Raw genomic sequence first — 22354 nt, forward strand, 5'->3', positions numbered from 1 at the left:
GCGAGGCGTTCGGATAGCTGCGCGCCTTTTCCGTGCAGCAACCGGGGCCCGCCAGTCAGCAAAAGGAACAAAGCGATGGGCTCCATGCCCCACGGCGACGCGCGTCCCGCCTGGCCGGCGGCTGACGTCGTGGCACGGATACCGGCCGCTCTGGCCGGTGAGGAGGATCCGGCGGCCGAGGATCTGCTGGGCTACGCCCACCCCGGCGATGCCGTGCTGCATGTGGGCGCCGGCAGCGGCTGGGCGTGCTACGCCCTGGCGCAGATCGTCGGACCGGGCGGCAAGGTGTTCGGGGTCGAGGCGGACCGCGGCCGTGTCGCCCGGGCCAGGCAGGTCCAGGAGGCGTTCGCCGATGCCGTCGGGTTCGACAACCTGCGCTTCTGCCGCGGTCACGCCACCGATCTGAAGACCGACCTGGACAAGCTGGACCGGCTGTTCCCGGCCACCGGGCTGGACAGCCTGGACCGGCTGCGGGCCTTCGAGGAACGGCGGCGGAGCGTCTTCGCCGCCAACCCGTTGATCCCCGACTGCAGCGTCGACATCGCCCTGGTCGACCTGCCCGCCGTGCTGGAACGGGCCGCCGACGCCGGCCGCGCTCTGGCGGAGATGGCCCGTGTCCTGAAACCCGGCGGCCGCTGCGCCCTGCTGTGCGCCGTCTCCGACGGCACGCTGTCGGACGCGGCCCAAGCCACCCTGCCGGCGCCGGCGATCGGCGAGCAGACCCTGTACGCCCTGCTGGACGAGGCCGGCTTCGCGGGCGTGCGGATCGAGTACCGCTCCGGCCATCCTATCGCCACCGCCGCCGGCGCGGCCATCCACGCCGTGCTGCTCACCGCCGCCCGCCACGACGACCGGGGTGCCGGCGCTGCGCCGGTCGAGGCGCTGTACCGCGGCCCCTGGCTGGAGGTGGTGCACGAGAGCGGCCTGCGTCTGCGCCGTGGCCGGCCGGCGGTGCTCCCCGCCGGCATCGCCGCCGGCCCCTGCGCCCGCGAGCTCGTGCCCCTTGCCCCCGCCACCGCGGCCCCCGGCGAGTCCTGCTGCGGCCCGGCGAGCGCCTGCTGCTGATTGTGAAGAAAGGATGGAAACCGTGCCGAACGTCCTGGTCGTCTCAAGCTTCGAGGGCGGGTACCAGCCCAACACCGCCATTTCCGCCGTCACCGCCCTGAACCGGAACGGCTACCACGCGCGCCTGCTCGACACCTACGTGGAGGGCTTCGCCGAGGAGGCCCTGGACGACGCCGAGGTCATCGCGGTGTCCATGCCGCTGTTCGATTCGCTGAACGCCGGCCTCCAGGTGATCGAGCGGGCGCGCGAGCGCAACCCGGACGCCACCGTCGTGCATTTCGGCCAGTACGCCACCCTCAACGCCGGCCGCCTGCCCGGCCGCTACGGCGACTACACCGTGGTGGGCGAATGGGAGCAGCCGCTGGTCAATCTGGCCCGGCATGTGCTCGATGGCGCCGACCTGGACCATACGGGCCTCGCCGACACCGAGGCGGCCCGCAGCGGCCGCGTCCCGCATCCGTATCTGGCGCGCGGGAAGATCGCCCTGCCGGACCGCAGCCTCGCTCCCGCCCTGGTCAAGTACCCGCAGCCGCAGGTCGAGAAGCTGTTGGGCGGTCTGCATGTGGTGGGCGGAGTCGAGGCCACCCGCGGCTGCCATCACCGCTGCACCTACTGCTCCGTGTACGCCGCCTACGACGGCAAGGTGGTGATGATCGGCGACGACATCGTGGTCGAGGACGTGCGCAACCTGATCGGCCAGGGCATGACGCACCTGACCTTCACCGACGCCGAGTTCTTCAACTCCAAGAACCATGGCGTCCGCATCCTGCGCCGGCTCCATGAGGCGTTCCCGGCACTCACCTACGACTTCACCACCCGCGTCGACCACATCCTGGAGCACCCCGACCTGTTCCGCGAGATGGCCGGTCTCGGGGTCCGCTTCGTCACGTCGGCGCTGGAGTTCCCCAACCAGCGGGTGCTCGACATCGTCGCCAAGGAGATCACCGTCGAGGACATCGAGGCGGCGATCGCCCAGCTCCACGCGGTCGGCATCACCCTGAACCCGACCTTCATCATGTACAATCCCTGGGTCTCCAAGCAGGACATCGTGTCCTTCACGGACTTCGTGGCGCGCAACGGCCTCGAAAACGTCATCGACCCGATCCAGTACGAGACGCGGCTGCATCTCTACAAGGGCTCCCCACTGCTGAGCCGGGCCTCCACCGCGGGGATCGAGCTGGTCGAGCATGAGTTCCACTACGAGTGGAAGCATCCGGACCCCGAGGTCGACGCCATGTACTACGCCAACGTGGCCCCGCCCGAGCCGGGCGTCTTCAAGCGCTGCTGCCTGAAGTGCTGACCCCGCCGGACGGAGACGACCAGCCATGAGCGACCTGGGATTTGCACAGGCCCTGCGCGCCGTCCTGCAGGGAGAAGCGGCCACCGCCGCGGCGGTGGCCGGCACGACGGGCGCGGCGGCGGCGCTGGTGCTGGACGCGTTGAGCGCGACGGGCCGGCTGACCCTCGTGGAGCCGGACGGCACCCTGCTCGACCGCGCCGTGGCCGGCATCGCACCGGCGCGGCGCGGCGCGGTGCGCGCCGTCCACGGCGCGTTGGGCGACCTTCGCACCGATCCGGCCGCCGCCAACGCCATTCTGGCCGCGTTGACGCCACGCGACGCTGACAGCTACGCCGCCGCCCGCCGGGCCATCGAGGCGGCGGGCGCATCGTCCCCATTGATCCCGCCGGACAGCCTCGACCTGCTCGTCCTCGATCTGACGGTGAACCGCGCGCACGCGGACGAGGCCGCCGCCGTCCTCACCGAGAGCTTTCGCGTGCTGCGCAAGGGCGGCCGCCTGCTGCTCACGGTTCTGCTGGCCGACGAGCCGGTGTCCTGCGCCCCGCCCGTGGCGCTGGGGGAGGTCACCGTCAACGCGGTGCCGCTGGAAACGGACCTTGTCGCGGCCCTGGACCGGGCCGGGTTCCACGGCATGGGCTACGTCTGGAGCGGCGACGCCATCGCCGTCCCGCCCGGCGCCGCGGAGGCGCGGCCGTTCCTGATCGCCGCCTTCAAGGGCAAGCAGGGCCCCTGCCTGGAGCAGGGGCACGCGGTCATCTACCGCGGCCCGTTCCGCGAGACCTGGGACGACGACGGCCACCGCTACGTCCGCGGCGAGCGCACCGCCGTCTGCGCCAAGACCTACGACCTGCTCATGACGGCTCCGTACGCCGGCCTCTTCATCGGCCTGCCGTCGCGGGCGGCGCCACCGATCGGGGAGGCGCCGCCGTACGACTGCGCCACGCCGCGCCGGCGCGACCCGCGGGTGACCAAGGGCCTGGTGAAGCCGGGCGACTCCGGCGCCGAACCGGCCTGCGCCCCGGGAGCGGGCTGCTGCTGAACAACACTTTGGAGGACACCGCCATGCCGTTGAGGCGCACCCTGGTCGCGGCCCTGACCGCGGCCTGCCTTTTCCCGCCCCTTGCCGGCGCCGCCGAGACCGCCAAGCTGACCGTCACCGGGGCGAGCACGCTGGCCCCGTTGGTCTCCGAGATCGCCCACCGGTTCGAGAACGCGAATCCGGGGGTGCGCATCGACGTTCAGACGGGCGGCTCGTCCCGCGGCGTCGCCGACGTCCGGCGCGGCATCGCGGACATCGGGATGGTGTCGCGGGTCCTGAAGCCGGACGAAGACGACCTGACCGTGAACATCGTGGCGCGCGACGGCGTCGGCATGATCGTCAACACGGCCAATCCGGTCGATCCGCTGTCCCGCGACCAGGTGATCGGCATCTACACCGGCCGCATCACGAACTGGTCGCAGATCGGCGGGCCGGACCGGCCGATCACCGTCGTCAACAAGGCGGAAGGCCGCTCCACGCTGGACATCTTTCTCGAGCACGTCCAGCTCAAGCCGACCGACGTGAAGGCGCACATCGTCATCGGCGACAACGAGCAGGGCGTGAAGGTGGTGGCCGGCAATCCCTGGGCCATCGGCTACGTGTCGATCGGCACCGCGGAGTACCACGCCCAGGCGGGGACGCCCGTCCGCCTGATGGCGCTGGGGCCGGTGGTCGCGACCACCGGCAACGTCGCCAACGGCACCTATGGGGCGGCCCGTCCGCTCAACCTCGTGACGGCGAAGCCGCCGGAGGGCGTCGCCGCCCGCTTCATCGCCTACAGCCAGTCCCCCGCGGTCCATGACCTGATCCATGACCAGTATTTCGTCCCGGCGCCCCGCTGAACGGCTGTTCGTCACCGGGCTTGGCCTCTGCGGTGCGGCGGCCAGCCTGACCATCGTCGCCGTGATCGGGGTCACCACGGTGGAGGCGACGCCGGCCCTCAGCGTCGCCGGCCCGCAGGCGTTCCTGACCGACGACGGCTGGTTCCCGCTGTCCGGGCGGTTCGGGCTGATGCCGATGATCCTGGGCACGGTGCTCGTCTCGCTCGGCGGCCTGGCGCTCGCCGGCCCGATGGGAATCGTGTCGGCGGTGTTCTGCAACCATTATGCGCCGGCCGCCGTCGCCACGGCCTACCGCCTACTCCTGAAGGCGTTGGCCGGCATTCCGTCGGTGGTCTACGGGCTGTGGGGCTTGGTCACGCTGGTCCCGCTGATCGCCGCCTGGGCGCCGCCCGGCGCCAGTCTGCTCGCCGGCATCCTGGTCCTGGCGCTGATGATCCTGCCGACCGTCGCCGTCGTGGCGGACAGCGCCATCCAGCAACTGCCTCCGGCGCTCCACCGCGGCGGCGCGGCGCTGGGCATGAGGCGCCACACCATCGCGTTCCGGGTCGTGGTGCCGGCCGCCCGTTCCGGGCTGGCCACCGCGCTGGTCCTGGCGCTGGGCCGGGCGCTCGGCGAAACCATGGCCCTGCTGATGGTCACCGGCAACCTCGTCCAGTACCCGTCGAGCCTCTTCGATCCCGTGCGCACGCTGGCCGCGAACATCGCGCTGGAGATGGCCTACGCCCAGGACATCCACCGCTCCGCGCTGTTCGTCAGCGGGCTGGTGCTGGCGTTGCTGGTCGCCGCCGCCCTGGTCGTGGCCGAGGTGCTGGCCCCGGATGGGACCCGCCATGTCGATTGACGCCCTGCGGCGCCGGCGCACGGCGCGGGTGGTGGACGCCGCCGTCTGGGGCGTGCCGGCCATCACCGTCGCGGCGTTGGCCTGGCTGCTGGCGGACGTGGTCTGGCACGGCGCCGGCCAGATCGACCTCGCCTTTCTGACGACGGCGCCGCGCAGCGCGGGCCGCGCCGGCGGCATCGCGCCGATGCTGGTGTCGACCGCGATCGTCGTCGCCATCGCCGTCGCCGTGGCGCTGCCGCTGGCGGTCGGCACCGCGGTGCTGCTGGTCGAGGTGCTGCCGCCATCGGCCTCGGCCGGCCGCTGGATCCGGCGCAGCTTGGACATTCTGGCCGGCATGCCGTCGATCGTCTTCGGCCTGTTCGGCAACCTGGTGTTCTGCACCATGTTGGGCATGGGATTCTCGCTGCTCTCCGGCGGGCTGACGCTCGCCTGCATGGTGCTGCCCATCCTCATGCGCGCCGCCGAGGAGAGCTTGCGCGGCGTACCCGACGGCTGCCGCCGCGGCGCGCTTGCCCTCGGGATGCCGCGGCACCGGGCGATCACGGCGGTCATCCTGCCCTGCGGCATGCCGGGCATCATCGACGGGCTGACGCTGGGCGTGGGCCGCGCCATGGCCGAAACGGCCGCCCTGGTCTTCACGAGCGGCTACGTGGACCGCATGCCGTCCGCGCTGACCGACTCGGGCCGCACCCTGGCCGTGCACGTCTTCGATCTGTCCATGAACGTCACCGGTGGCGACCGATGGGCCTACGCCACGGCGCTGGTCCTGATCGGTCTGCTGCTGGTGACCGCCGGCCTGCTGTCGCTGGCGTCCCGCTTCCTGCAGCGCAAAGGAGCGCACAAGCCATGACGAACCTGCATGCGGTCGCGGAACTCCACCGTCCCCCGGTGGACGAGCCGGGGCCCGCCGTGCCGCTGATCCGCGCGCGCGGCGTTTCCGTGTCCTACGGGGCGCGGCGGGTGCTCGGCGACGTGTCGCTCGACATCGCGCGCGGTTCCGTGACCGCGCTGATCGGGCCGTCGGGGTGTGGCAAGACGAGCTTCCTGGGCTGCCTGAACCGGATGGTCGACCTGATCCCGCGCTGCCGGGTGACGGGTGAACTGCGGTTGGCCGGCGCCGACCTCCTGGACCCGACCCTGGACGTGGTGGCCCTGCGCCGCCGCGTGGGCCTGATCTTCCAGCGGCCCAACCCGTTCCCCTTCTCGATCCGCCACAATCTGGACCTGCCGTTGCGCGAGGCGGGCGTGCGCCGGAAGGAGCCGCGCGCCGCGGCCATCGAGCGCTGCCTGCGGGCCGTCGGCCTGTGGGACGAGGTGCACGACCGGCTGGACCACGCCGCCGGGGCCCTGTCCGGCGGCCAGCAGCAGCGCCTGTGCATCGCCCGCGCCCTGCTGCTCGATCCCGAGGTGCTGCTGATGGACGAACCGTGCAGCGCGCTGGACCCCATCTCCGGCGCGACGGTCGAGGCGCTGATCGGCTCCCTCAAGGAGCGCTGCACCATCGTCATCGTCACCCACAATCTGGCCCAGGCGCGCCGGGTGGCCGACCGTTGCGCCCTGTTCTGGCTGCGCGACGGGATCGGCACCATCGTCGAGCAGGGAACGGTCGGGCAGATCTTCCACGCGCCGAAGAGCGAGATCACCGCGGCCTACGTGCGCGGCGCCGTCGCGTGACGCGCGGTCCATGCCCGACGCCCTACCGGACGCTGCCTGGGCCGGTGGGCGCTGCCGCGGCGCCGCAACGACCGTTCGACCACTTTGCAACCGCCTGACGGGGAGAACACGACCGTGAAAGGATGCGGGAAGCTGGAACTGGGGCGCCGCCAGTTTTTGCGAAACGGGTTGGGCGCCGTGGGCGGTGCCGCCGCCGCCGCCGTGCCGGTGCCGGCGGCGGCCGGCGGGCGTTCCGGTTATCCGGCCCAAGTCCTCGCCAACCTGCGGGACCTTGCCGTCAATGTGCCCCGGGACATCCACTACCCCGACACCGGGTCGCCGGGGGTCGTCGTCAAGCTGGGGGCCGCGGTTCCCGGCGGCGTCGGGCCGGATGGCGACATCGTCGCCTACTCCACGCTGTGCCCGCACAAGGGGTATCCGCTCGCCTACGCCGCGTCGGACAAGACGCTCAACTGCCCGGGCCACTTCTCGCGCTTCGACGCCGAGAAGGAGGGGCAGCAGGTGTGGGGCCACGCCACGCAGAACCTGGCCATGTTCCGGCTGGCGCTGCGGCCCAACGGCGACATCGCCGCGGTCGGCGTCGACGAACTGATCTATGGACGAATCGGCAACGTTCTAGAAAGCTGAGGAGCGGGCGCATGACTTACAAGACCGGCGTGGACGAGCTTCCCATCCCGCCCGCGGACGCCAAGGTGCACAACGTCACCTGCGACTTCTGCATCGTCGGCTGCGGCTACAAGGCCTACACATGGCCGGTCGACCGCCACGGCGGCCGACCGGCGGAGCGCAACGCGTTCGGCACCGACCTCGGGCGGCAACAGCCCCCGGACAGCGCGGCCTGGATGAGCCGGTCGATGACCAACATCGTTCGCCAGGACGGGCGGCTGGTCCACCTCGCCATCGTGCCGGACCAGGACTGCGTGGTGAACGGCGGGCTGAACTCGGTCCGCGGCGGCCGCATGGCGGAGACCCGCTATTCCGAACAGACCGGGACCATGACCGCCCGGCTGACCCACCCGATGGTCTGGCGCTACTCCCAGATGATGCCGAGTTCGTGGGACGACAGCCTGTCGCTCGCCGCCGACGTGACGCGCCGAGTCATCGAGGAGATGGGCGAGGACGGCGTGGTCGTTTCGGCCTTCGATCACGGCGGCGCGGCCGGCGGCTACGAGAACACCTGGGGCACCGGCAAGCTCTATTTCGACGCTCTTACGGTCAAGAACATCCGCATCCACAACCGGCCGGCCTACAACTCCGAGGTCCACGCCAGCCGGGACATGGGGGTGAGCGAACTCAACAACTGCTACGAGGACGCGGAACTCGCCGACACGTTCTTCGTCGTCGGGGCCAACCCGCTGGAAAGCCAGACCAACTACTTCCTGGCCCATTGGCTGCCGAACCTGCGCGGCGAGACGCTGGACAAGAAACGGCAGCTCCTGGCCGCCGAGCCGCACGCGCCGGCGAAGGCGATCATCGTCGATCCGCGCCGCACGGTATCGGTGAACGCATGCGAGGCGGCGGCCGGGCGTGAGAACGTCCTGCACCTCGCCATCAACCCGGGAACCGACCTCGCGCTGCTCAACGCCTTGTTGACCGAGATCGTCGCCCGGAACTGGCAGGCCGCGGACTTCATCACGCGGCACACCCGCGGCTTCGGCGAGGCCGTGCCGGCGAACCGGATGTCCGTGGAGGAGGCCGCCGCGATCACCGGCCTCCGCCCGGAGGACATCCGCACCGCCGCCCGGTGGATCGGCGAACCCAAGCCGGGCGGCGCGGCGCGGCGCACGATGCTGGCATACGAGAAGGGCCTGATCTGGGGCAACGACAACTACCGCACCAACGCGGCTATCGTGAACCTGGCCCTGGCCACGCACAACATCGGGCGGGAGGGGACCGGCTGCGTGCGCCTCGGCGGCCATCAGGAAGGCTATGTGCGCCCCTCCGACGCGCACGTTGGCCGGCCGGCCGCGTATGTGGACCAGTTGCTCATCGGCGGCCAGGGCGGCGTCCACCACGTCTGGGCCGTCGACCATTTCAAGTCGACGCTCAACGCCGAGGAGTTCCGGCGCGTCTACCGCCGCCGCACCACCCTGGTGAAGGAGGCGATGGACAGCGTCCCCTACGGTGACCGCAGCCGGCAGCTCGACGCCATCATGGCCGCGATCCGGGCCGGCGGGCTGTTCAGCGTGGTCGTCGACATCCTGCCGACGCAGATCGGCGAGGCGGCGCACGTCTGGCTGCCGGCCGCCACCGCCGGCGAGATGAACCTGACCTCGATGAACGGCGAGCGGCGGCTGCGGCTGACCGAACGGTACATGGATCCACCGGGTGAGGCCTTGCCCGACTGCCTGATCGCCGCCCGGCTGGCCAACGCCCTCGAGGTCTCCTTCCGCAAGGCCGGCGACGCGGCGCGGGCCGGTCGTTTCGCCGGGAAGTTCGACTGGCGGAGCGAGGAGGATGCCTTCCTGGACGGCTATCACCGCCACGCCGACGGCGGCGCCCTGGTCACCTACGACCGCCTGCGGGCGATGGGGACCAACGGCGTGCAGGAGCCGGTCCTCGGCTATGAGGACGGCCGGCTGCGGGGCACGCAACGGCTGTACGGCGACGGAACGTTCAAGACCGAGGACGGGCGCGCCCGCTTCCTGGCCGCGCCGTGGCGCGGGATGCAGATCGCCGCCCGCCGCCGGCAGCAGGAGGCGCACGCCTTCCTGATCAACAACGGCCGCGCCAACCTGGTGTGGCAGAACGCCTTCTACGACGTGCACCTGCCGTTCGTCCGGGAACGCATGCCGGTGGCGCCCATCGAGCTGAACCCCGAGGACATGCGGCGCCTCGGTCTCGCCGCCGGCGATCTGGTCGAGGTCTACAACGAGACCGGTTCGACGCAGGCCATGGCCTATCCCACGCCGACCGCCAAGCCCGGCCAGGCCTTCATGCTGTTCATCGCGCCGACCGGCCAGGTCGGCAACATCATCGGCAAGGAGACGAACGAACTGGGAATCCCCAACTACAAGAACGTCTGGGCCGACATCCGCCGCATCGGCCGCGCTCCCGGCGCGGACGCGATGAGCTTCAAGCCGATCGACTATCCGCTGGCCGGCTGACCGCCGCGGCCGGCCCGGCGGCCTGTTCGCGCAGCCAGTCGGCCAGCAGGCCGGTGGCCCGGCCCGGCTTCTGCTCCTCCGGCTGGACGAGCCAGTAGCTGTAGGTCGCCGGGATGCTGAACGGGGTCGCCACCGCCAGCCGCCCCTCGGCGATGTCGCGCGCGACCAGCAGGGACCGGCCGAGCGCCACGCCGGCCCCGGCGGCGGCGGCCCGGTACAGGCTGGTGCCCTCGTCGAAGCGGGGACCGAACCGCATCCCCGCGGGCTCGAGCCCGGCGGCGCGCAGCCAGTTGGCCCAACCGCCGGGAATGTTGTCCGTCAGCAGGAGCGCCGGCCTCAGGCAGGCGGGATCGCCGCCCAGCTCGAGGCTGCGGGCGTAGGCCGGGGCACAGACCGGGATCAGCCGCTCCTCGGCCAGGAGTTCGGCCCGCAGGCCCGCCCATGTGCCCAGCCCGTAGCGCAACGCGAGATCGATCCCATCCCGCCGGAGGTCCGCCAGGGCCATGCTGGCCTGGATGCGCAGGTCGACGTCGGGGAAGCGGCCGGTGAAGTCCGGCAGACGCGGCGCCAGCCACAGCGCGGCGACCGAGGGCAGCAGCGACAGCGTCACCCGCTCGTCCCGCCGCCCGCGCCGGAGCAGGGCGTCGTTGGCGCGACGGATGCGCTCCAGCCCGTCGGCGACGGCGCCGAAGTAATCCCGCCCCTCCTCGGTCAAGGCGATGTGCCGGCCACGCCGGGCGAACAGATCCACGGCAAAGCATTGCTCGAGCGCGCGGACATGGCGGCTGACGGCGCTTTGGGTCAAGCACAGCTCCTCGGCCGCCCGGGTGAAGCTGCCCAGCCGCGCCGCCGCCTCGAACGCGCGGACCGCCAGAAGGGACGGATGACCGGGGGTTGGATGATCCAGACTCATGCAGACCGCCACCATTAGTCGTTTTGCTGGGCGCCATCAAATCCCTAGAATGTTAGAGAAATTCCACGCGCACGTCGAGGATGTGGTCATGAGTGAATGCACGGTTGCGGTCCACAAGGCGCCGGCCCGGCGGTCGCTGCTCGCCATGGCGCTGGGTGTGCCGCTGCCCCTGGTCATGCTGCTGGCCACCCTGGCGCTCGGCCTGGCCAGCGGCCTCGACAGCGCGGCGCTGATCCACGCGGTCGATGCCGGTTTCGGCGGCTCGCTCGGCGAGTTCGCCTTGATCCTCATTCCGTCCTTCACCCTGGCGGCCGCCCTGTCCCGCTCCGGCGCCGCGGCGGGGTCGGGGCGGATCGCCACGGTCCTCGCTCCGTTCGCCGGGGCCGGCATGGTGTGTCCGGACACCGCCTACGCGGCGCTGTCGCCCATGGCCGCCGGCCGGAAGCTGTCGCTGGTGTTTGGCGCCTACGCCGGCTTCAAGCTGCTGGTTCCGGCCGGGCCGGCGATCGTGGCGACCGCACTGGGCGGCCTGAACAACCGCTTGGCGGTCGTCGCTGTGCCGGTTTTCATCGTCGCCTGGATCGTCGGGCTGCTGTATGCCCGCCATTTCGAGCGGCGGGCGGGCGACGGGACCCCGCCTGCCAAAGGCCGCCTGAGCGGGCGCATGGCCGCTCCGCTCGGCACCATCATCCTGCTGCTGGCCGCCGGTTTCACCGTGCGCGGGCGCGTGGAGCTGTCGCCGCTGGTTGATTTCCTGCTGACCCCCAAAGGCGCGCTGCTCGTCGCGGCCGTCATCGCCCTGGTGCCGCTAGCGGCCGAGGAGCGCACCCAGGCCCTCGACAGCGGCATGCGCCGCACCGCCCCCCTGCTGCTGACGATCGGCGCGGCAAGCGCGCTCGGCGCCATGCTGGTCCAGACGGTCCCGGTGACCCGCTGGGCCGAGGCGCTCGTCTCCACCGGGCTGGTCCTGCCGGCGCTGTTCGTCTTCACGGCCAGCTTCAAGATCGTGAAGGGGTCGTCCATGGCGACCTTCGCCGGCACCGGCGGCATCATCGCCGCCCTGCTCCCGTCCCTCCAGGTCTCGCCGGAGGCGGCGGCCCTGGCGATGTGCGCCGGCGCCTTCGTGACGATCACGCCGAACGACAGCCTGTTCTGGCTGGTCCGGCAGGACGCCTTCGCCGGCCAGGACGACGCGACGGCCCTGCGGATCCTGGCCCTCGGTCCGGCCCTGCAGGGCCTCGCCGCCCTTCTGACCGTGTACATCATGACCACGGCCGGTCTGCTCTGACGCCCTCGGGCCACCGGGACGGTTTCCGGGCGTCCGCCGCGCCCGGAGACGCCGCGCCGGAGGCCGGTCAGCGCGCCTCGTACCAGCCGCGGGTCGCCGTGACGATCCGCACCACCGACAGCATGACCGGCACCTCGACCAGGACGCCGACGACCGTGGCCAGAGCGGCTCCGGACTCCAGGCCGAACAGGCTGATGGCCGCCGCCACCGCGAGCTCGAAGAAGTTGGAGGCGCCGATCAGCGCGCCCGGTGCCGCCACGCACCACGCCACGCCGAAGCGACGCGCCAGCCAGTAGGCCAGCCCGGCGTTCAGGTAGACCTGGATCAGGATCGGCACGGCGAGCAGCAGGATGACCAGCGGCTGGGCCAGAACCGCCTCCCCCTGGAAGCCGAACAGCAGCACCAGCGTCGCCAGCAGCGCCAGCAACGACGCCGGCTGCAGCGCGGCCAGGGTCCGCGTCAGCGCCGCCGCGCCGGAGGCCAGCAGGCGCCGCCGCCACGCCTGCGCCACGACGACGGGAAGGACGATGTAGAGGGCGACGGACAGCAGCAGCGTGTCCCACGGCACGGTGATCGAGGCGACGCCGAGCAGCAGGCCGACGAGCGGCGCGAAGGCGACGACCATGATCAGATCGTTCAGCGCCACTTGGCTCAGCGTGAAGTGCGGCTCGCCCCCGCACAGGTTCGACCAGACGAAGACCATCGCGGTGCAGGGCGCCGCCGCCAGCAGGATCAGGCCGGCGATGTAGGAGTCGACCTGGTCGGCCGGCAGCAGGCCACGGAACAGCGTCGCCACGAACAGCCAGGCGAGCAGCGCCATCGAGAAGGGCTTGACCGCCCAGTTGACGAACAGCGTCACGCCGACGCCGCGCCAGTGCTCCCGGACCCGCGCGAGGGCGCCGAGGTCGATCTTCAGCAGCATCGGCACGATCATCAGCCAGATCAGCCCGGCCACCGGCAGGTTGACCTGGGCCGCTTCGGCCGCGGCGACCGCGTGGAAGACGCCCGGGACCAGATGCCCGAGCGCGATCCCGGCGACGATGCACAGCGCCACCCAGACGCTCAGGTAACGCTCGAAGAGGCCCATGGCGGGGCGGGCCGCCGAGGCGGCGTGGATGTCAGCGGTCATGTCGGTTGCGTCCTGTCAGGAGGCTGTGCCAATGCGGGGTCCGGCGGCGTCCGCGTATTGTTCGCCGGCTTCCCTGGTGGTGGCGCGACGTCCGAGGGAGGCCCCGGCGGACGGCGTCACGGGCGTCCGGCCCCGCCGGGGCCGGCCGTTGCCGGGCCGGGCGGCAGCGCCAGATCGAGGCGCAGGCAGGCGGCTCCGTCGGGGCACAGGCCCGCGAACTGGGCGCTGGAGGCGATGCCGGGCGGAACGGACAGCCGTTCCGTGCGCCGGAACCCCAGGCGTTCGAAGAACCCGGCTGCCCCGGTGGTCAGCAGCCAGAGCCGCCCGAGGCCCAGGCGGCGGGCCTCGGCGACCACCGCCATGACCACGGCCCGCCCGGCGCCCCGGCCGCGCCGGTCCGGCGGAACGACGACGGAGCGGAGCAGGCCGTCCCGCCCATGGGCCTCCAGGCCGCCGTAGCCGAGCAGCCCGTACTCGTCCGCCACGCGCCAGAAGCGCCGCCCCGCCGCCGTCAGGTCGCCGGTCGGCAGGCCGGCGGCGGCCAGGAGGCCGGCCAGCGACGGCCGGTCCCCGTCGCCCAGGGGCGTGGCGGTCGCCGTCATGCCCCGTCACCGGCCATACGGGCCATGTCGTTCAACGTCCGCTGCAGGGCGAGGCGGTCGAGCGCGGCGATGGGCAGGCTGACGAACGCCTGGATGCGGCGCTCAATCTGGCGGAACACATCGGCGGTGAAGGCCGCCTTCTCGGCGTCCGTGCCCTGGGCGCTCGACGGATCGGGGAATCCCCAATGCGCCGTGACCGGGTGGCCGGGCCACACCGGACAGACCTCGCCCGCGGCGTTGTCGCAGACCGTGAACACGAAATCCATGGCGGGCGCGTCCGGTGTCGCAAACTCGTCCCACGTCTTCGAGCGCAGGGTGGCGGTCGGAAACGCCAGCCGCTCCAGCAGGTCGCGGACGGACGGGTTGATGCGTCCGGACGGCTGGCTGCCCGCGCTGAAGGCGCGGAAACGGCCGCGGCCTTCCCGGTTCAGCAGGCACTCCGCCATCACGCTGCGCGCGCTGTTGTGCGTGCACAGGAACAGAACGTTGTAGACACGCTCCTCGGCCATTCTTCGCTCCGATGGTCGGCTGGGACGGGCCGCCGGGACCGCTGTCCCGGGCAGCCGCGAGGGGGACGGCGGCTCAGCCGCAGCAGGATGGGGCGGTTTCCGGCGCCGCGTCCGGCTTCGGACCGCCGGACGCGGCGGCCATCGCCGCGAAGTCCGGTTTGGGACCGCAGCACGCGGTGACCACACCGGCACCGGAACGCTGGATGAGGGCGCTGTCGCCGTAGGTCGTGTGCTCGCCGGTGGTCAGGAAGGTCTCCCAGGCGATGCCCGTCGGATCGGCGATCCAGGCCTTGGTGGACGTGGCGTAGCAGCAGGTGGTGGCCCCCTCGTCGAGGACCGGTCCCTCGGCCCGCCGGAGGCGGGCGTGGACGTCGGCCAGTTCGGCCTCGTCCTCCACCTGGATGCCGAGATGCTCGATGCCCGCCGCGGCGCCGCGCGCGCTGATGGCGAAGTTCACCCGCGGATCCTCCAGCATCCACTTGGCGTAGTCGTCCTTGAGAACGGTCGGTTCGGCGGCGAACAGGGTCGCGTAGAAGCGGACGGATTGCTGGAGATCAGCAACCGCGACGTGAACGTGCAGGCGTTTCATGACGGGGTTCTCCCTGGTCTTCGGTGTTGACCGCCTCCGGAGACGGCGCGCAGACCGGTGCGCGGGCGGCGGTGTTCGCCGGGCGGCCGCAGCAGTTCTCGGACAGGAAGCCGAGGACCGCGGTCATCCGGTCGTAGTCGGCGGAGTAGATGAGCGAGCGGCTCTCGCGCCGCTGCACGATCAGCCCGGCGTGGGTGAGGTTGGACAGGTGGAAGGACAGCGTCGCGGGTGCCACGCCGAGCGCCTCGGCGATGGCCCCGGCGGAATGGCCCTCGGGGCCGGCCTGCACCAGCAGGCGGAAGATGTCCAGCCGCGTCTCCTGCGACAGCGCCGTCAGCGCGGACAGAACCGCCTTCTTCTCCATCGGGCTTTCTCCAGCACAGCGGAACAGACCCGGCAGCGGAATCAATTCCGTATTTCCATGACTATGGAATAATCGAAGGCACTCCCCGCGTCAAGGCATACGGAAAAGACGCCGCCAACGCACCATCTCAGGGTATGTTGGGCAAGGGCACACGCCCAACGGGCAGCCAACGCAGCGGCGGGCGGCGGCCGCGCACCGGCAAGGTGGAGTTTCGATGTGGATGAATGCCGTCCATACGCGCATCAGTGAGTTGCGGGCGGAACTCGCGACGGCGCGCGAGCTTGAGCATGAGGCGATCGCGCGTCGGCGCACCGTTGAAGCCCGCCTGGAAGAACTGGAGCGCCTCGTCGACGACGAGAGGCGGCGATTGGCGCCACGGGGCGGCGGCTTTCCTGTGTTCGTAACCGCGGAAGCACGTGGCCGCCGCATGATCACCATCCTCGAATGCCTGGCCGAAGTTTCCCCGGGCGGCCTGACCACCCGGGAGATCATCGAGAGCGCCCGCCACCGGCACATCGAACTCAACCCGGGGTCCACGCGCGCCCAGCTCTCCCAGGCCCAGCGCAAGGGGTGGGTGACGCGGAACGGACACCGGTATGCCCTGACACTTCCCGCGCCCTCCAATCCCCTCGCGGCGGGATGACCACGGCGTTGCGAGTGACGCGGTAACGCGTCACAGCGAAGCAACTGATACACCCCCCTCTTCTTTCCGGCCGTGGCGCGGCGCTTTCGAAGCTGCGGCCCTTCCATATTGGAAGGCCTTTCACGAGGCTTGTGGGTTGTTGGAGGTATCGGACTTCTGCAGCCTTCCTCGGCGGGACGCACTCCGTCATTCTCGTTGCGCCCGCCGCAACGAGTGATGCGGATGAGACGCGGGTCCCGTCGGGGAGACCGGCGTTCGAACGCACCGCCGCGGCCCGCGACAGCCGCCGAAACCGCCAGGATTCCACCCCGCTGGCCACCAGCCTTGCCCACGGGGTTGGAGCGGCGGCCATCTTCCCAAGCCCTGGCACCCAAAGCGGGACCCGGCACGGACGAGGCAGCGCGCTCGAATGGAGTGCCCTATGCTTCTACGCACACAGCCAAGCGGTGATCAGCCAAGCGACGGTCGGATGCCAGTGCGGCCGCGCGCGCCCTGGGAGCCCATCGCGTCGACGGCTGATACCCACATGGTCGATGGCGAGGAAGCCGCCCTGGCCGAGCTTTTTTTGGCGCTCGTTCGCTCGGGAACGCCCGCCTCTTTGCCGCCCCCGACTCCCACACCCGTCGACCGCATCTGGACACCCCGGGATCCAGCCACTGCCCTCGTGGATGATGGACAGTTTGCCGCCCGCCACCCGGCCTTCACGTTCGGTGGCATTGAGTGTTCGGAGCGAACGATCGGTCGATCGCCGCGCAGTTCGTTCCGGGGGCGTCAAGGGCGGTTTCACAGCCGGAAGATGAAGCGGACCTTGCGGGCGCGGTCCGACCTGGAATTTGATATGTTTCTGCTGTGCGAACTCGACGCCACGGTCGAAGCCTTCATCGAGCAACCCGTCCGGGTTCGCTACTCTCTGGACGGACGGGCCCGCTGGCACATGCCGGACCTGTTCATGCTCCGCGGGGGCATCGGCGAGTTCGTGGCGGTTGCGGCGGAAGCCGACGCCGCGTTTCCGGACAAGGAGCGGCGGTGGCCGGCGATCGGAGCGACGGTGGCGGCTTCGGGTTTTGGCTACCGGGTCTTCACGGAACGGCACATCCGTCGACAGCCGCGCTTCACGACGCTCCGTGCGTTGTTTGCGGACCGTCATGCGAGCCTCCCCGACGAAGCGACGCGCCGCCAGTTGAACGCAGCCCTGTCGCGAGACGCTCCGGTCATGATGGGAGGCATCCTGACACGGTTTCCCCACCTTACCGTCAAACAGCTCCATGCCCTGATCGTACGTGGGTATCTGGCAATCGACCTTGACGCACCACTGGGTCCTGACGGCCATGTGTGGCGCGGCCGTGCGCCATTGACCATGCCTGACACACGGTGCGCGTGATGCGGAAATTCTGTTACGCTCCCGGCACCTGCGTGCGCATCGATGGCGTTCCCTTCCGGTTCGCCACCAGCCCCGCCGATGGCGAATGGCAGTTGGTGGAAACGCTTACGAACCGCCTCGTGAGCAAAACCGTTCCACAGTTGGACGCCCTGTACACTGCGGGTGCTCTGGTCCTCGACGCGGAGCGGGCCGGCGATCCCCGCAAGACGGACGACACCCGCCGGCGCCGTGCGGTGACCTCGATCGCCGACCGGCCGGAGGCCGACCAGCAGCGGGTTGCGTTCCGCACGGCGGTTTTGCGCGCGGTGGCCTCCCGCACCGTCGCCGGGGCACGCCTGTGCTCCGCCGTCACCGACGATGGCCGTAAGACGACGGAATTGGAGAAAATTCTCGCGGAGGTCAGCAAGGAACACGGTCGCGCCAAACCGGTGTCCGTGCCCACCTACTTCCGCTGGAAAGCCATCCACGACGCCACGGGCGACAACCTTGACCTCGCTGGCCGCTTTGCCGCGTCCGGACGGCACAAGCAGATGGATCCACGCGTTCGGCGGATTGTCGTGCAAACCATGGCGGACGCGTTGGAAGACGCGCGCGACAACAAGGGCGCCCCCGGTCACTCGCCCACCTGTACGATGCGCGCCATCCGCACCACGATCGCCAACCAGCTGCGCCTGGAAAATGCGCGGGACCCGACGGCAACGCTGACGATGCCGTCGTTGCAGGCTTGCTATCGCTTGTGGGGAGAATTTCCGGCCTACGACCGCGACGTGGCCAAGTACGGCAAGACGCGCGCGCGCATGATGTACCGCAGCACCCGCGGCCATGACGGCCCCGAGGCCTGCCTTGATCTTGTCGAATACGACGAGACAAGACTGCCGCTGTTCCTCTTTGACGAACTGTTCGGCGTGCCGCTCGGACGAGCGTGGTTGAGCTGGTACTTGGACGTGTATTCACAGGTCCCGATGGGCTTCTATCTTGGGTTCGAGCCCCCGAGCGACCTGACGATCGCGAGCGCTCTGCGTCATGCCTGCCTTCCCAAGACCTACGTCCAAACCGCTTACCCGGACATCAGGAACGTCCTGCCGGCCGCCGGAATTCCTCGCCTGCTCACGTTCGACAACAGCTTGGCCCAACACGGAAAGAGCATCGAATCCATCACTTATGACCTCGACATTCCCTACAAATTCACACGCGTGCGCACCCCCTGGTTCAAGCCGGTCGTCGAGAACGCCTTCAACCTTCTGAACAAGCTGCTTCTGCAGGAGATGCCGGGCTTTGTCCTGGGAAAAGACATCGACCCGCAAGATTACGATCCAGCGAAGAACGGATGCATTGGCCTGCGTCATTTCCTTTATATCTTCCACAAGTGGCTGATCGATGTTTATTGCGATACACCCCGAGGCCGTTGGAACATCACTCCGCGAGACCGCTGGCTTGATGGAGTTCGCACACGCCCACCGGAATTGCTGGAACGGGCAACCGACCTCGACCTGCTCTTCGGCATCGTCCGGGATGGCTCGATCGACCATCACGGGGTGACGTTCAGAAAAATCTTGTACTATTCAGATGGCCTGCATGCATTCCGCCGTCGCTATGGCCACAAAGCGAAAGTCAAGGTGAAAATAGATCCGAGCAACCTGTCTGTAATTCACATCTTCGAGCCACGGGAGCGGTTCTGGATCCGAGTGGAGGCGAACGACAAACGATACACGCAGAACCTAAGCTTGCATCGTCACGAACTGAACCTCAAGTTCGCCAACGAGCGATATGGACGGGACGACGCGGAAGCCTTGCAAGCGGCGCAATGGGAGCTGCAGCAACTCATTGCCGACGCTTTGCCCATGGCGTTGAGCATTCGAACGAACACCTTGATTGCGCGGACGTTCGGTATCGGAACACAGCATATATTCAACAATCTCGACACCGATGGCAGTCTCGGCCCGCTGAGCGGCCCCTTCGCCGGGCAACCGCTCAACCCGTGCCAGACGCCGGCTTCGGCGCCCCCGCAGCCGGCCGCCGAGTTGCCGGCTCAACCCGTCCCGATGGTTGGGACGCCCTCTCCACCGGTCACGCCGGCCCGGCCGAAGCGGATCCAGCGCGAGATCCCGCTCTACGATGCCGACCTCTCGCTCGGGGGAAGCCGGCCCCCCCAATTGGAGGGGAAACCATGACCGTTCCAGACGATGTCGGTGGGGATCGGCATTTCCTATACCGACAGATGGCCAGCATCTTCGTGCCACACCCGCGGTTTGTGCGCATCATGGAGGAGATCCGGTTCGTCCTGAGCTTGCAGGGCAGCGACGATGAAGCACCCTGCATGCAGGTGAGCGGGCCTCCCGGTGTTGGCAAAACGACGTTGCGCAAGAAGCTGGCGCAGGAATACCGCGTCACCCCTGATGGACGCTCCATCGATGAGCCACCGCATCCGATCCTGGTGGCCGACCATATCCCGCTGCTCCAGTTCGTCATGCCGCCACAACCCACCGTCAAATCGGTTGGCATGGAAATGCTGCGGACCTTCGGCGACCCAGCCTGGTGGCGGGGCGACAAGTACACCTTCGGCAAGAGAGTCGACAAGCTGATCGCCGGCTGTGGCACGGTTGGCATCCTCATCGATGATGCGCAGCGCGCGGTCGACCGCAACGGTGTGGTGGTGACCGAAGAGCTTGCGGACTGGTTCAAGTCACGGCATGACGAAAACAACGTGAGTCTCATCTTCCTCGGACTTGGACGCCTCAGCTATCTGTTCGAGCAGGATGGGCAACACGAGCGTCGCTGTGACGCCGAACTGCGCATGTGTCCTTACCAATGGCGAACCAAGGACGGTGACGACAACGTGGAGGACCAGAGCCGCTTTATCGGAACCTTGCTTGCCATCCGGAAAATGTCGCCGCTTCCCTTCGACGTCGACGTAACGGAAGACCGGATCGCTGTACGCTTTTTCTATGCCAGCCGAGGCGCAATGGGCGGGCTGAAGAAATTGATGAAAATGTGTGTGAGGATCATCGAACAGGACGCAGCACGATCTCGGTGCATCAATCTCGAGCTTCTAGAGGAAGCTTTTGAGCGGGCGTTCCGCAAAGAGCTGCACATGATGGTGAACCCATTCGCCGCGAGCTACGCGGGGCAGATGCCGCCTCCCATCGACGACGACTCGCTCCGACGCCCCGATCCTCCAGCGCGGCGGAGCGCGAAAAATCGCCGCCTGCGCAAGGACGAGGTCAACCGCCATCTCACGAAGCGTTGAATGCCAGTCGCCGACAGCGCACCACGCCTCGCCGTGCGTGGCTCTCCCATGCCGGGTGAAAGCCTGAAAGGCTATGTGCTGCGTCTGGCGCAGGCCAACGGCCATCCAGACATGCGATGGCTGCTGAACGCGGCCGGCTTGTCCTCCACGTTCGCTTGGCAACGGTGCGACCTCCACCATCTGTCCAGTCTCTCCGGCGCCAACGTCGGCCTGCTCGAAGCCATGGCCTGCTGGCCCGTTCCAGGTCGCACCAACCGGGTGCTGTTCGGCACCCAAGCACTGCCGGCGACCGCGCTCGATTTGGTTCATCCACGCGCCTGCGCCGGCTGCGTCGAGGAAGACGGGATCGCCCGCCAGTTGTGGGACCTGAAGGTCTGCGTCGCATGCACCAAGCACCGCTGCCTGCTGGTGGACACCTGCCCACATTGCGGAGCCCGGCTGACGTGGATCCGCCCGGGGCTTGCCCGGTGTCGCTGCGGCCGTCCCTGGACCGAAGCGCCAGTCGTTCCGGCATCCGCCGCCGCTCTCGACGTCACGGCCCTGCTCGAGCGTGCGCTCGCGTCCATCCCGGGACCGAATGTGACGCCGGCCAGTCGCCTCCACACGCTTGCCATGGTGGTGCTCTTCGTGACGTTTTTCGGATCCGATCACCGGTCACCACACTGGCGCTCCTCGGTGATGACCAAGGGTGGACTGGCGAACGACGTCGCGACGGCTGAATCGGCGGCGCGCCTGTTCGTTGACTGGCCGAAAAGCTTATATGCTTGGCTTGACCGGAACGGCCGCAACATGGACGGCCAAGTCGGGCTGCAGGCGGAATTCGGGCATGTTCTTCCCCGCCTGCGGGCGGTGTTCGACGAAGAGTCGTTCAGTTTCCTGTATTCCGCGGCAAGGCAGTATTTTGCGGACCACTGGAACCATGGAATCGTCAAACGCAGATCGGTCTTCTATGTCGCCCCGGACAGCCCTCGGCACATTTCCGGCGCAAGAGCGGCCGAGGCCCTAGCAGGACGCGGAAAAACGAACATATTCCGGCTTTTTGCCTCCGCTGAGGCTTGAAAATAGCGTTTCCGACGCCCGTTTTTGCCAGAATGGAGCGCCTTTTCGCGCTCCGAGATGCCCAGAGCCGCCGTTGAGGCGGATTTCGGGCGTGATTATGCCGCCAGCAGCTTGGGCAGGCGGATCAGGTTGTAGGCGGTAGCGGTCAGGGTGAACATCCAACCGACGCGGGCCGTGCCGCGATGACGCGTTTTGCGCAAGCCAGTTCCCTTGATCCAGCCGAACAGCTCCTCAATCCGTTTGCGGATGCGCAAGGACACGGCATAGCCACTGTGGCGGGTGGTCCGGCCGTCGATCGCCGAGCGGCGCTTGCTCGTGTTCTGCGCGACGTGCGCAGCGGCGCCCAACTCGCGCATGTTCGCCACGAAATCCCTGGTGTCGTAAGCCTTGTCGGCGCCCACGGTGATGCGGTGGCGGCCGGGGATGGCCTCGACCATGGAAACCGCCGCCTCGCGTTCGGCCAAGCCGGTGGCTGCCGTCAGCCGGACATCCACCACCAGGGCGTTCCGGTTCTCCATCAGGGCGTGGCCCATGAAGGCCAGCTTCGCCGGCTGCCCGTTGCCCTTGCGGTACAGCCGCGCCTCGGGATCGCTGGTCGAGGCATGGGTCTCGTTGGACCGCTTCTCGCCATGGAAGTCGCGCTCGCCGTTGCGCCCCGGCCCCGGCGGCTCGCCGCTGCCATCCTTGGGCCGGAAGCTCTTCACGCTGGCCCAGGCTTCGATCAGCGTCCCATCCACCGAGAAGTGCTCGTCCGACAGCAGC

Annotated in this window: 22 protein-coding genes; 15 read left to right on the forward strand and 7 right to left on the reverse strand. The window is 69.3% G+C overall.

Going from position 1 to position 22354, the window contains the following annotated elements:
• Nucleotides 1-75: 75 nt before the first annotated feature.
• The 9 genes from FBZ83_RS03790 to FBZ83_RS03830 all read left to right on the forward strand — a co-directional run bounded on the left by FBZ83_RS03790 (nucleotide 76) and on the right by FBZ83_RS03830 (nucleotide 9868).
• Entirely contained in the window at nucleotides 76-1065 is a 990-nt protein-coding gene (locus FBZ83_RS03790) for a methyltransferase domain-containing protein (protein ID WP_186465959.1), read from the forward strand.
• 22 nt (nucleotides 1066-1087) lie between these two features.
• Nucleotides 1088-2365 (forward strand): arsinothricin biosynthesis radical SAM protein ArsL, encoded by a 1278-nt coding sequence (gene arsL, locus FBZ83_RS03795; protein WP_211101616.1) that lies wholly within the window; start codon nucleotides 1088-1090, stop codon nucleotides 2363-2365.
• Nucleotides 2366-2390: 25 nt separating this feature from the next.
• On the forward strand, nucleotides 2391-3404 hold the full coding sequence (locus FBZ83_RS03800; RefSeq protein WP_145681123.1) for a hypothetical protein: 1014 nt from the start codon (nucleotides 2391-2393) through the stop codon (nucleotides 3402-3404).
• Nucleotides 3405-3427: 23 nt separating this feature from the next.
• The gene (locus FBZ83_RS03805; RefSeq protein ID WP_145681124.1) at nucleotides 3428-4246 is read left to right on the forward strand and encodes a phosphate ABC transporter substrate-binding protein; all 819 of its coding nucleotides are present in this window, start codon (nucleotides 3428-3430) and stop codon (nucleotides 4244-4246) included.
• A complete protein-coding gene (pstC, locus tag FBZ83_RS03810; RefSeq protein ID WP_145681125.1) occupies nucleotides 4215-5087 on the forward strand; it encodes a phosphate ABC transporter permease subunit PstC in 873 nt (290 codons plus the stop codon). The genes FBZ83_RS03805 and pstC overlap by 32 nt, the downstream gene beginning before the upstream one ends.
• Entirely contained in the window at nucleotides 5077-5937 is an 861-nt protein-coding gene (gene pstA / locus FBZ83_RS03815; RefSeq protein ID WP_211101617.1) for a phosphate ABC transporter permease PstA, read from the forward strand. The genes pstC and pstA overlap by 11 nt, the downstream gene beginning before the upstream one ends.
• Nucleotides 5934-6761 carry a phosphate ABC transporter ATP-binding protein gene (locus FBZ83_RS03820; RefSeq protein WP_145681127.1) on the forward strand — a complete coding sequence of 276 codons (828 nt, stop codon included), beginning with the start codon at nucleotides 5934-5936 and terminating at the stop codon, nucleotides 6759-6761. The genes pstA and FBZ83_RS03820 overlap by 4 nt, the downstream gene beginning before the upstream one ends.
• A 114-nt stretch (nucleotides 6762-6875) precedes the next feature.
• Nucleotides 6876-7388 (forward strand): arsenate reductase (azurin) small subunit, encoded by a 513-nt coding sequence (locus tag FBZ83_RS03825; RefSeq protein ID WP_145681128.1) that lies wholly within the window; start codon nucleotides 6876-6878, stop codon nucleotides 7386-7388.
• A gap of 11 nt (nucleotides 7389-7399) precedes the next feature.
• Nucleotides 7400-9868 (forward strand): arsenate reductase (azurin) large subunit, encoded by a 2469-nt coding sequence (locus tag FBZ83_RS03830; protein ID WP_145681129.1) that lies wholly within the window; start codon nucleotides 7400-7402, stop codon nucleotides 9866-9868.
• Here FBZ83_RS03830 and FBZ83_RS03835 read toward each other — a convergent pair.
• Nucleotides 9837-10781, reverse strand: coding sequence for a LysR substrate-binding domain-containing protein (locus FBZ83_RS03835; RefSeq protein ID WP_186465960.1), 945 nt, complete (start codon nucleotides 10779-10781; stop codon nucleotides 9837-9839). The two genes, FBZ83_RS03830 and FBZ83_RS03835, sit on opposite strands and share 32 nt — an antisense overlap.
• A gap of 88 nt (nucleotides 10782-10869) precedes the next feature.
• On the opposite strand from FBZ83_RS03835, the gene FBZ83_RS03840 reads away from it, so the two are divergent.
• Nucleotides 10870-12069 (forward strand): hypothetical protein, encoded by a 1200-nt coding sequence (locus tag FBZ83_RS03840; protein WP_186465961.1) that lies wholly within the window; start codon nucleotides 10870-10872, stop codon nucleotides 12067-12069.
• A gap of 67 nt (nucleotides 12070-12136) precedes the next feature.
• Here FBZ83_RS03840 and arsB read toward each other — a convergent pair whose 3' ends face one another.
• The 5 genes from arsB to FBZ83_RS03865 form a co-directional block, all read right to left on the reverse strand.
• Nucleotides 12137-13156: an ACR3 family arsenite efflux transporter gene (arsB, locus tag FBZ83_RS03845; protein WP_145681188.1), complete on the reverse strand. Its 1020-nt coding sequence runs from the start codon at nucleotides 13154-13156 to the stop codon at nucleotides 12137-12139.
• 158 nt (nucleotides 13157-13314) lie between these two features.
• Complete coding sequence (arsN2, locus tag FBZ83_RS03850; RefSeq protein ID WP_145681132.1) at nucleotides 13315-13800, reverse strand: arsenic resistance N-acetyltransferase ArsN2; 486 nt, start codon at nucleotides 13798-13800, stop codon at nucleotides 13315-13317.
• A complete protein-coding gene (locus FBZ83_RS03855) occupies nucleotides 13797-14309 on the reverse strand; it encodes an arsenate reductase ArsC (RefSeq protein ID WP_145681133.1) in 513 nt (170 codons plus the stop codon). Before FBZ83_RS03855 ends, arsN2 begins: the two co-directional genes overlap by 4 nt.
• 73 nt (nucleotides 14310-14382) lie before the next feature.
• Nucleotides 14383-14898, reverse strand: coding sequence for an ArsI/CadI family heavy metal resistance metalloenzyme (locus FBZ83_RS03860; protein ID WP_145681134.1), 516 nt, complete (start codon nucleotides 14896-14898; stop codon nucleotides 14383-14385).
• On the reverse strand, nucleotides 14864-15262 hold the full coding sequence (locus tag FBZ83_RS03865; RefSeq protein ID WP_145681135.1) for an ArsR/SmtB family transcription factor: 399 nt from the start codon (nucleotides 15260-15262) through the stop codon (nucleotides 14864-14866). Before FBZ83_RS03865 ends, FBZ83_RS03860 begins: the two co-directional genes overlap by 35 nt.
• A gap of 220 nt (nucleotides 15263-15482) precedes the next feature.
• On the opposite strand from FBZ83_RS03865, the gene FBZ83_RS03870 reads away from it, so the two are divergent.
• The 5 genes from FBZ83_RS03870 to FBZ83_RS03890 all read left to right on the forward strand — a co-directional run bounded on the left by FBZ83_RS03870 (nucleotide 15483) and on the right by FBZ83_RS03890 (nucleotide 21592).
• A complete protein-coding gene (locus FBZ83_RS03870; RefSeq protein WP_145681136.1) occupies nucleotides 15483-15905 on the forward strand; it encodes a hypothetical protein in 423 nt (140 codons plus the stop codon).
• A gap of 526 nt (nucleotides 15906-16431) precedes the next feature.
• A complete protein-coding gene (locus tag FBZ83_RS03875) occupies nucleotides 16432-17286 on the forward strand; it encodes a hypothetical protein (RefSeq protein ID WP_145681137.1) in 855 nt (284 codons plus the stop codon).
• A 32-nt stretch (nucleotides 17287-17318) separates the two neighbouring features.
• The gene (locus FBZ83_RS03880; RefSeq protein WP_211101618.1) at nucleotides 17319-19457 is read left to right on the forward strand and encodes a Mu transposase C-terminal domain-containing protein; all 2139 of its coding nucleotides are present in this window, start codon (nucleotides 17319-17321) and stop codon (nucleotides 19455-19457) included.
• Nucleotides 19454-20533: an ATP-binding protein gene (locus FBZ83_RS03885; protein ID WP_186465962.1), complete on the forward strand. Its 1080-nt coding sequence runs from the start codon at nucleotides 19454-19456 to the stop codon at nucleotides 20531-20533. The genes FBZ83_RS03880 and FBZ83_RS03885 overlap by 4 nt, the downstream gene beginning before the upstream one ends.
• The gene (locus FBZ83_RS03890; RefSeq protein ID WP_145681140.1) at nucleotides 20534-21592 is read left to right on the forward strand and encodes a TniQ family protein; all 1059 of its coding nucleotides are present in this window, start codon (nucleotides 20534-20536) and stop codon (nucleotides 21590-21592) included.
• Nucleotides 21593-21687: 95 nt separating this feature from the next.
• On the opposite strand, the gene FBZ83_RS03895 is transcribed toward FBZ83_RS03890, so the two are convergent.
• A partial coding sequence (locus FBZ83_RS03895; protein WP_145681141.1) for an IS5 family transposase occupies nucleotides 21688-22354 on the reverse strand: 667 nt, incomplete at its 5' end.

The organism is Azospirillum brasilense, from assembly GCF_007827815.1.
In the GTDB taxonomy this organism is placed as follows: Bacteria; Pseudomonadota; Alphaproteobacteria; order Azospirillales; family Azospirillaceae; genus Azospirillum; species Azospirillum brasilense_C.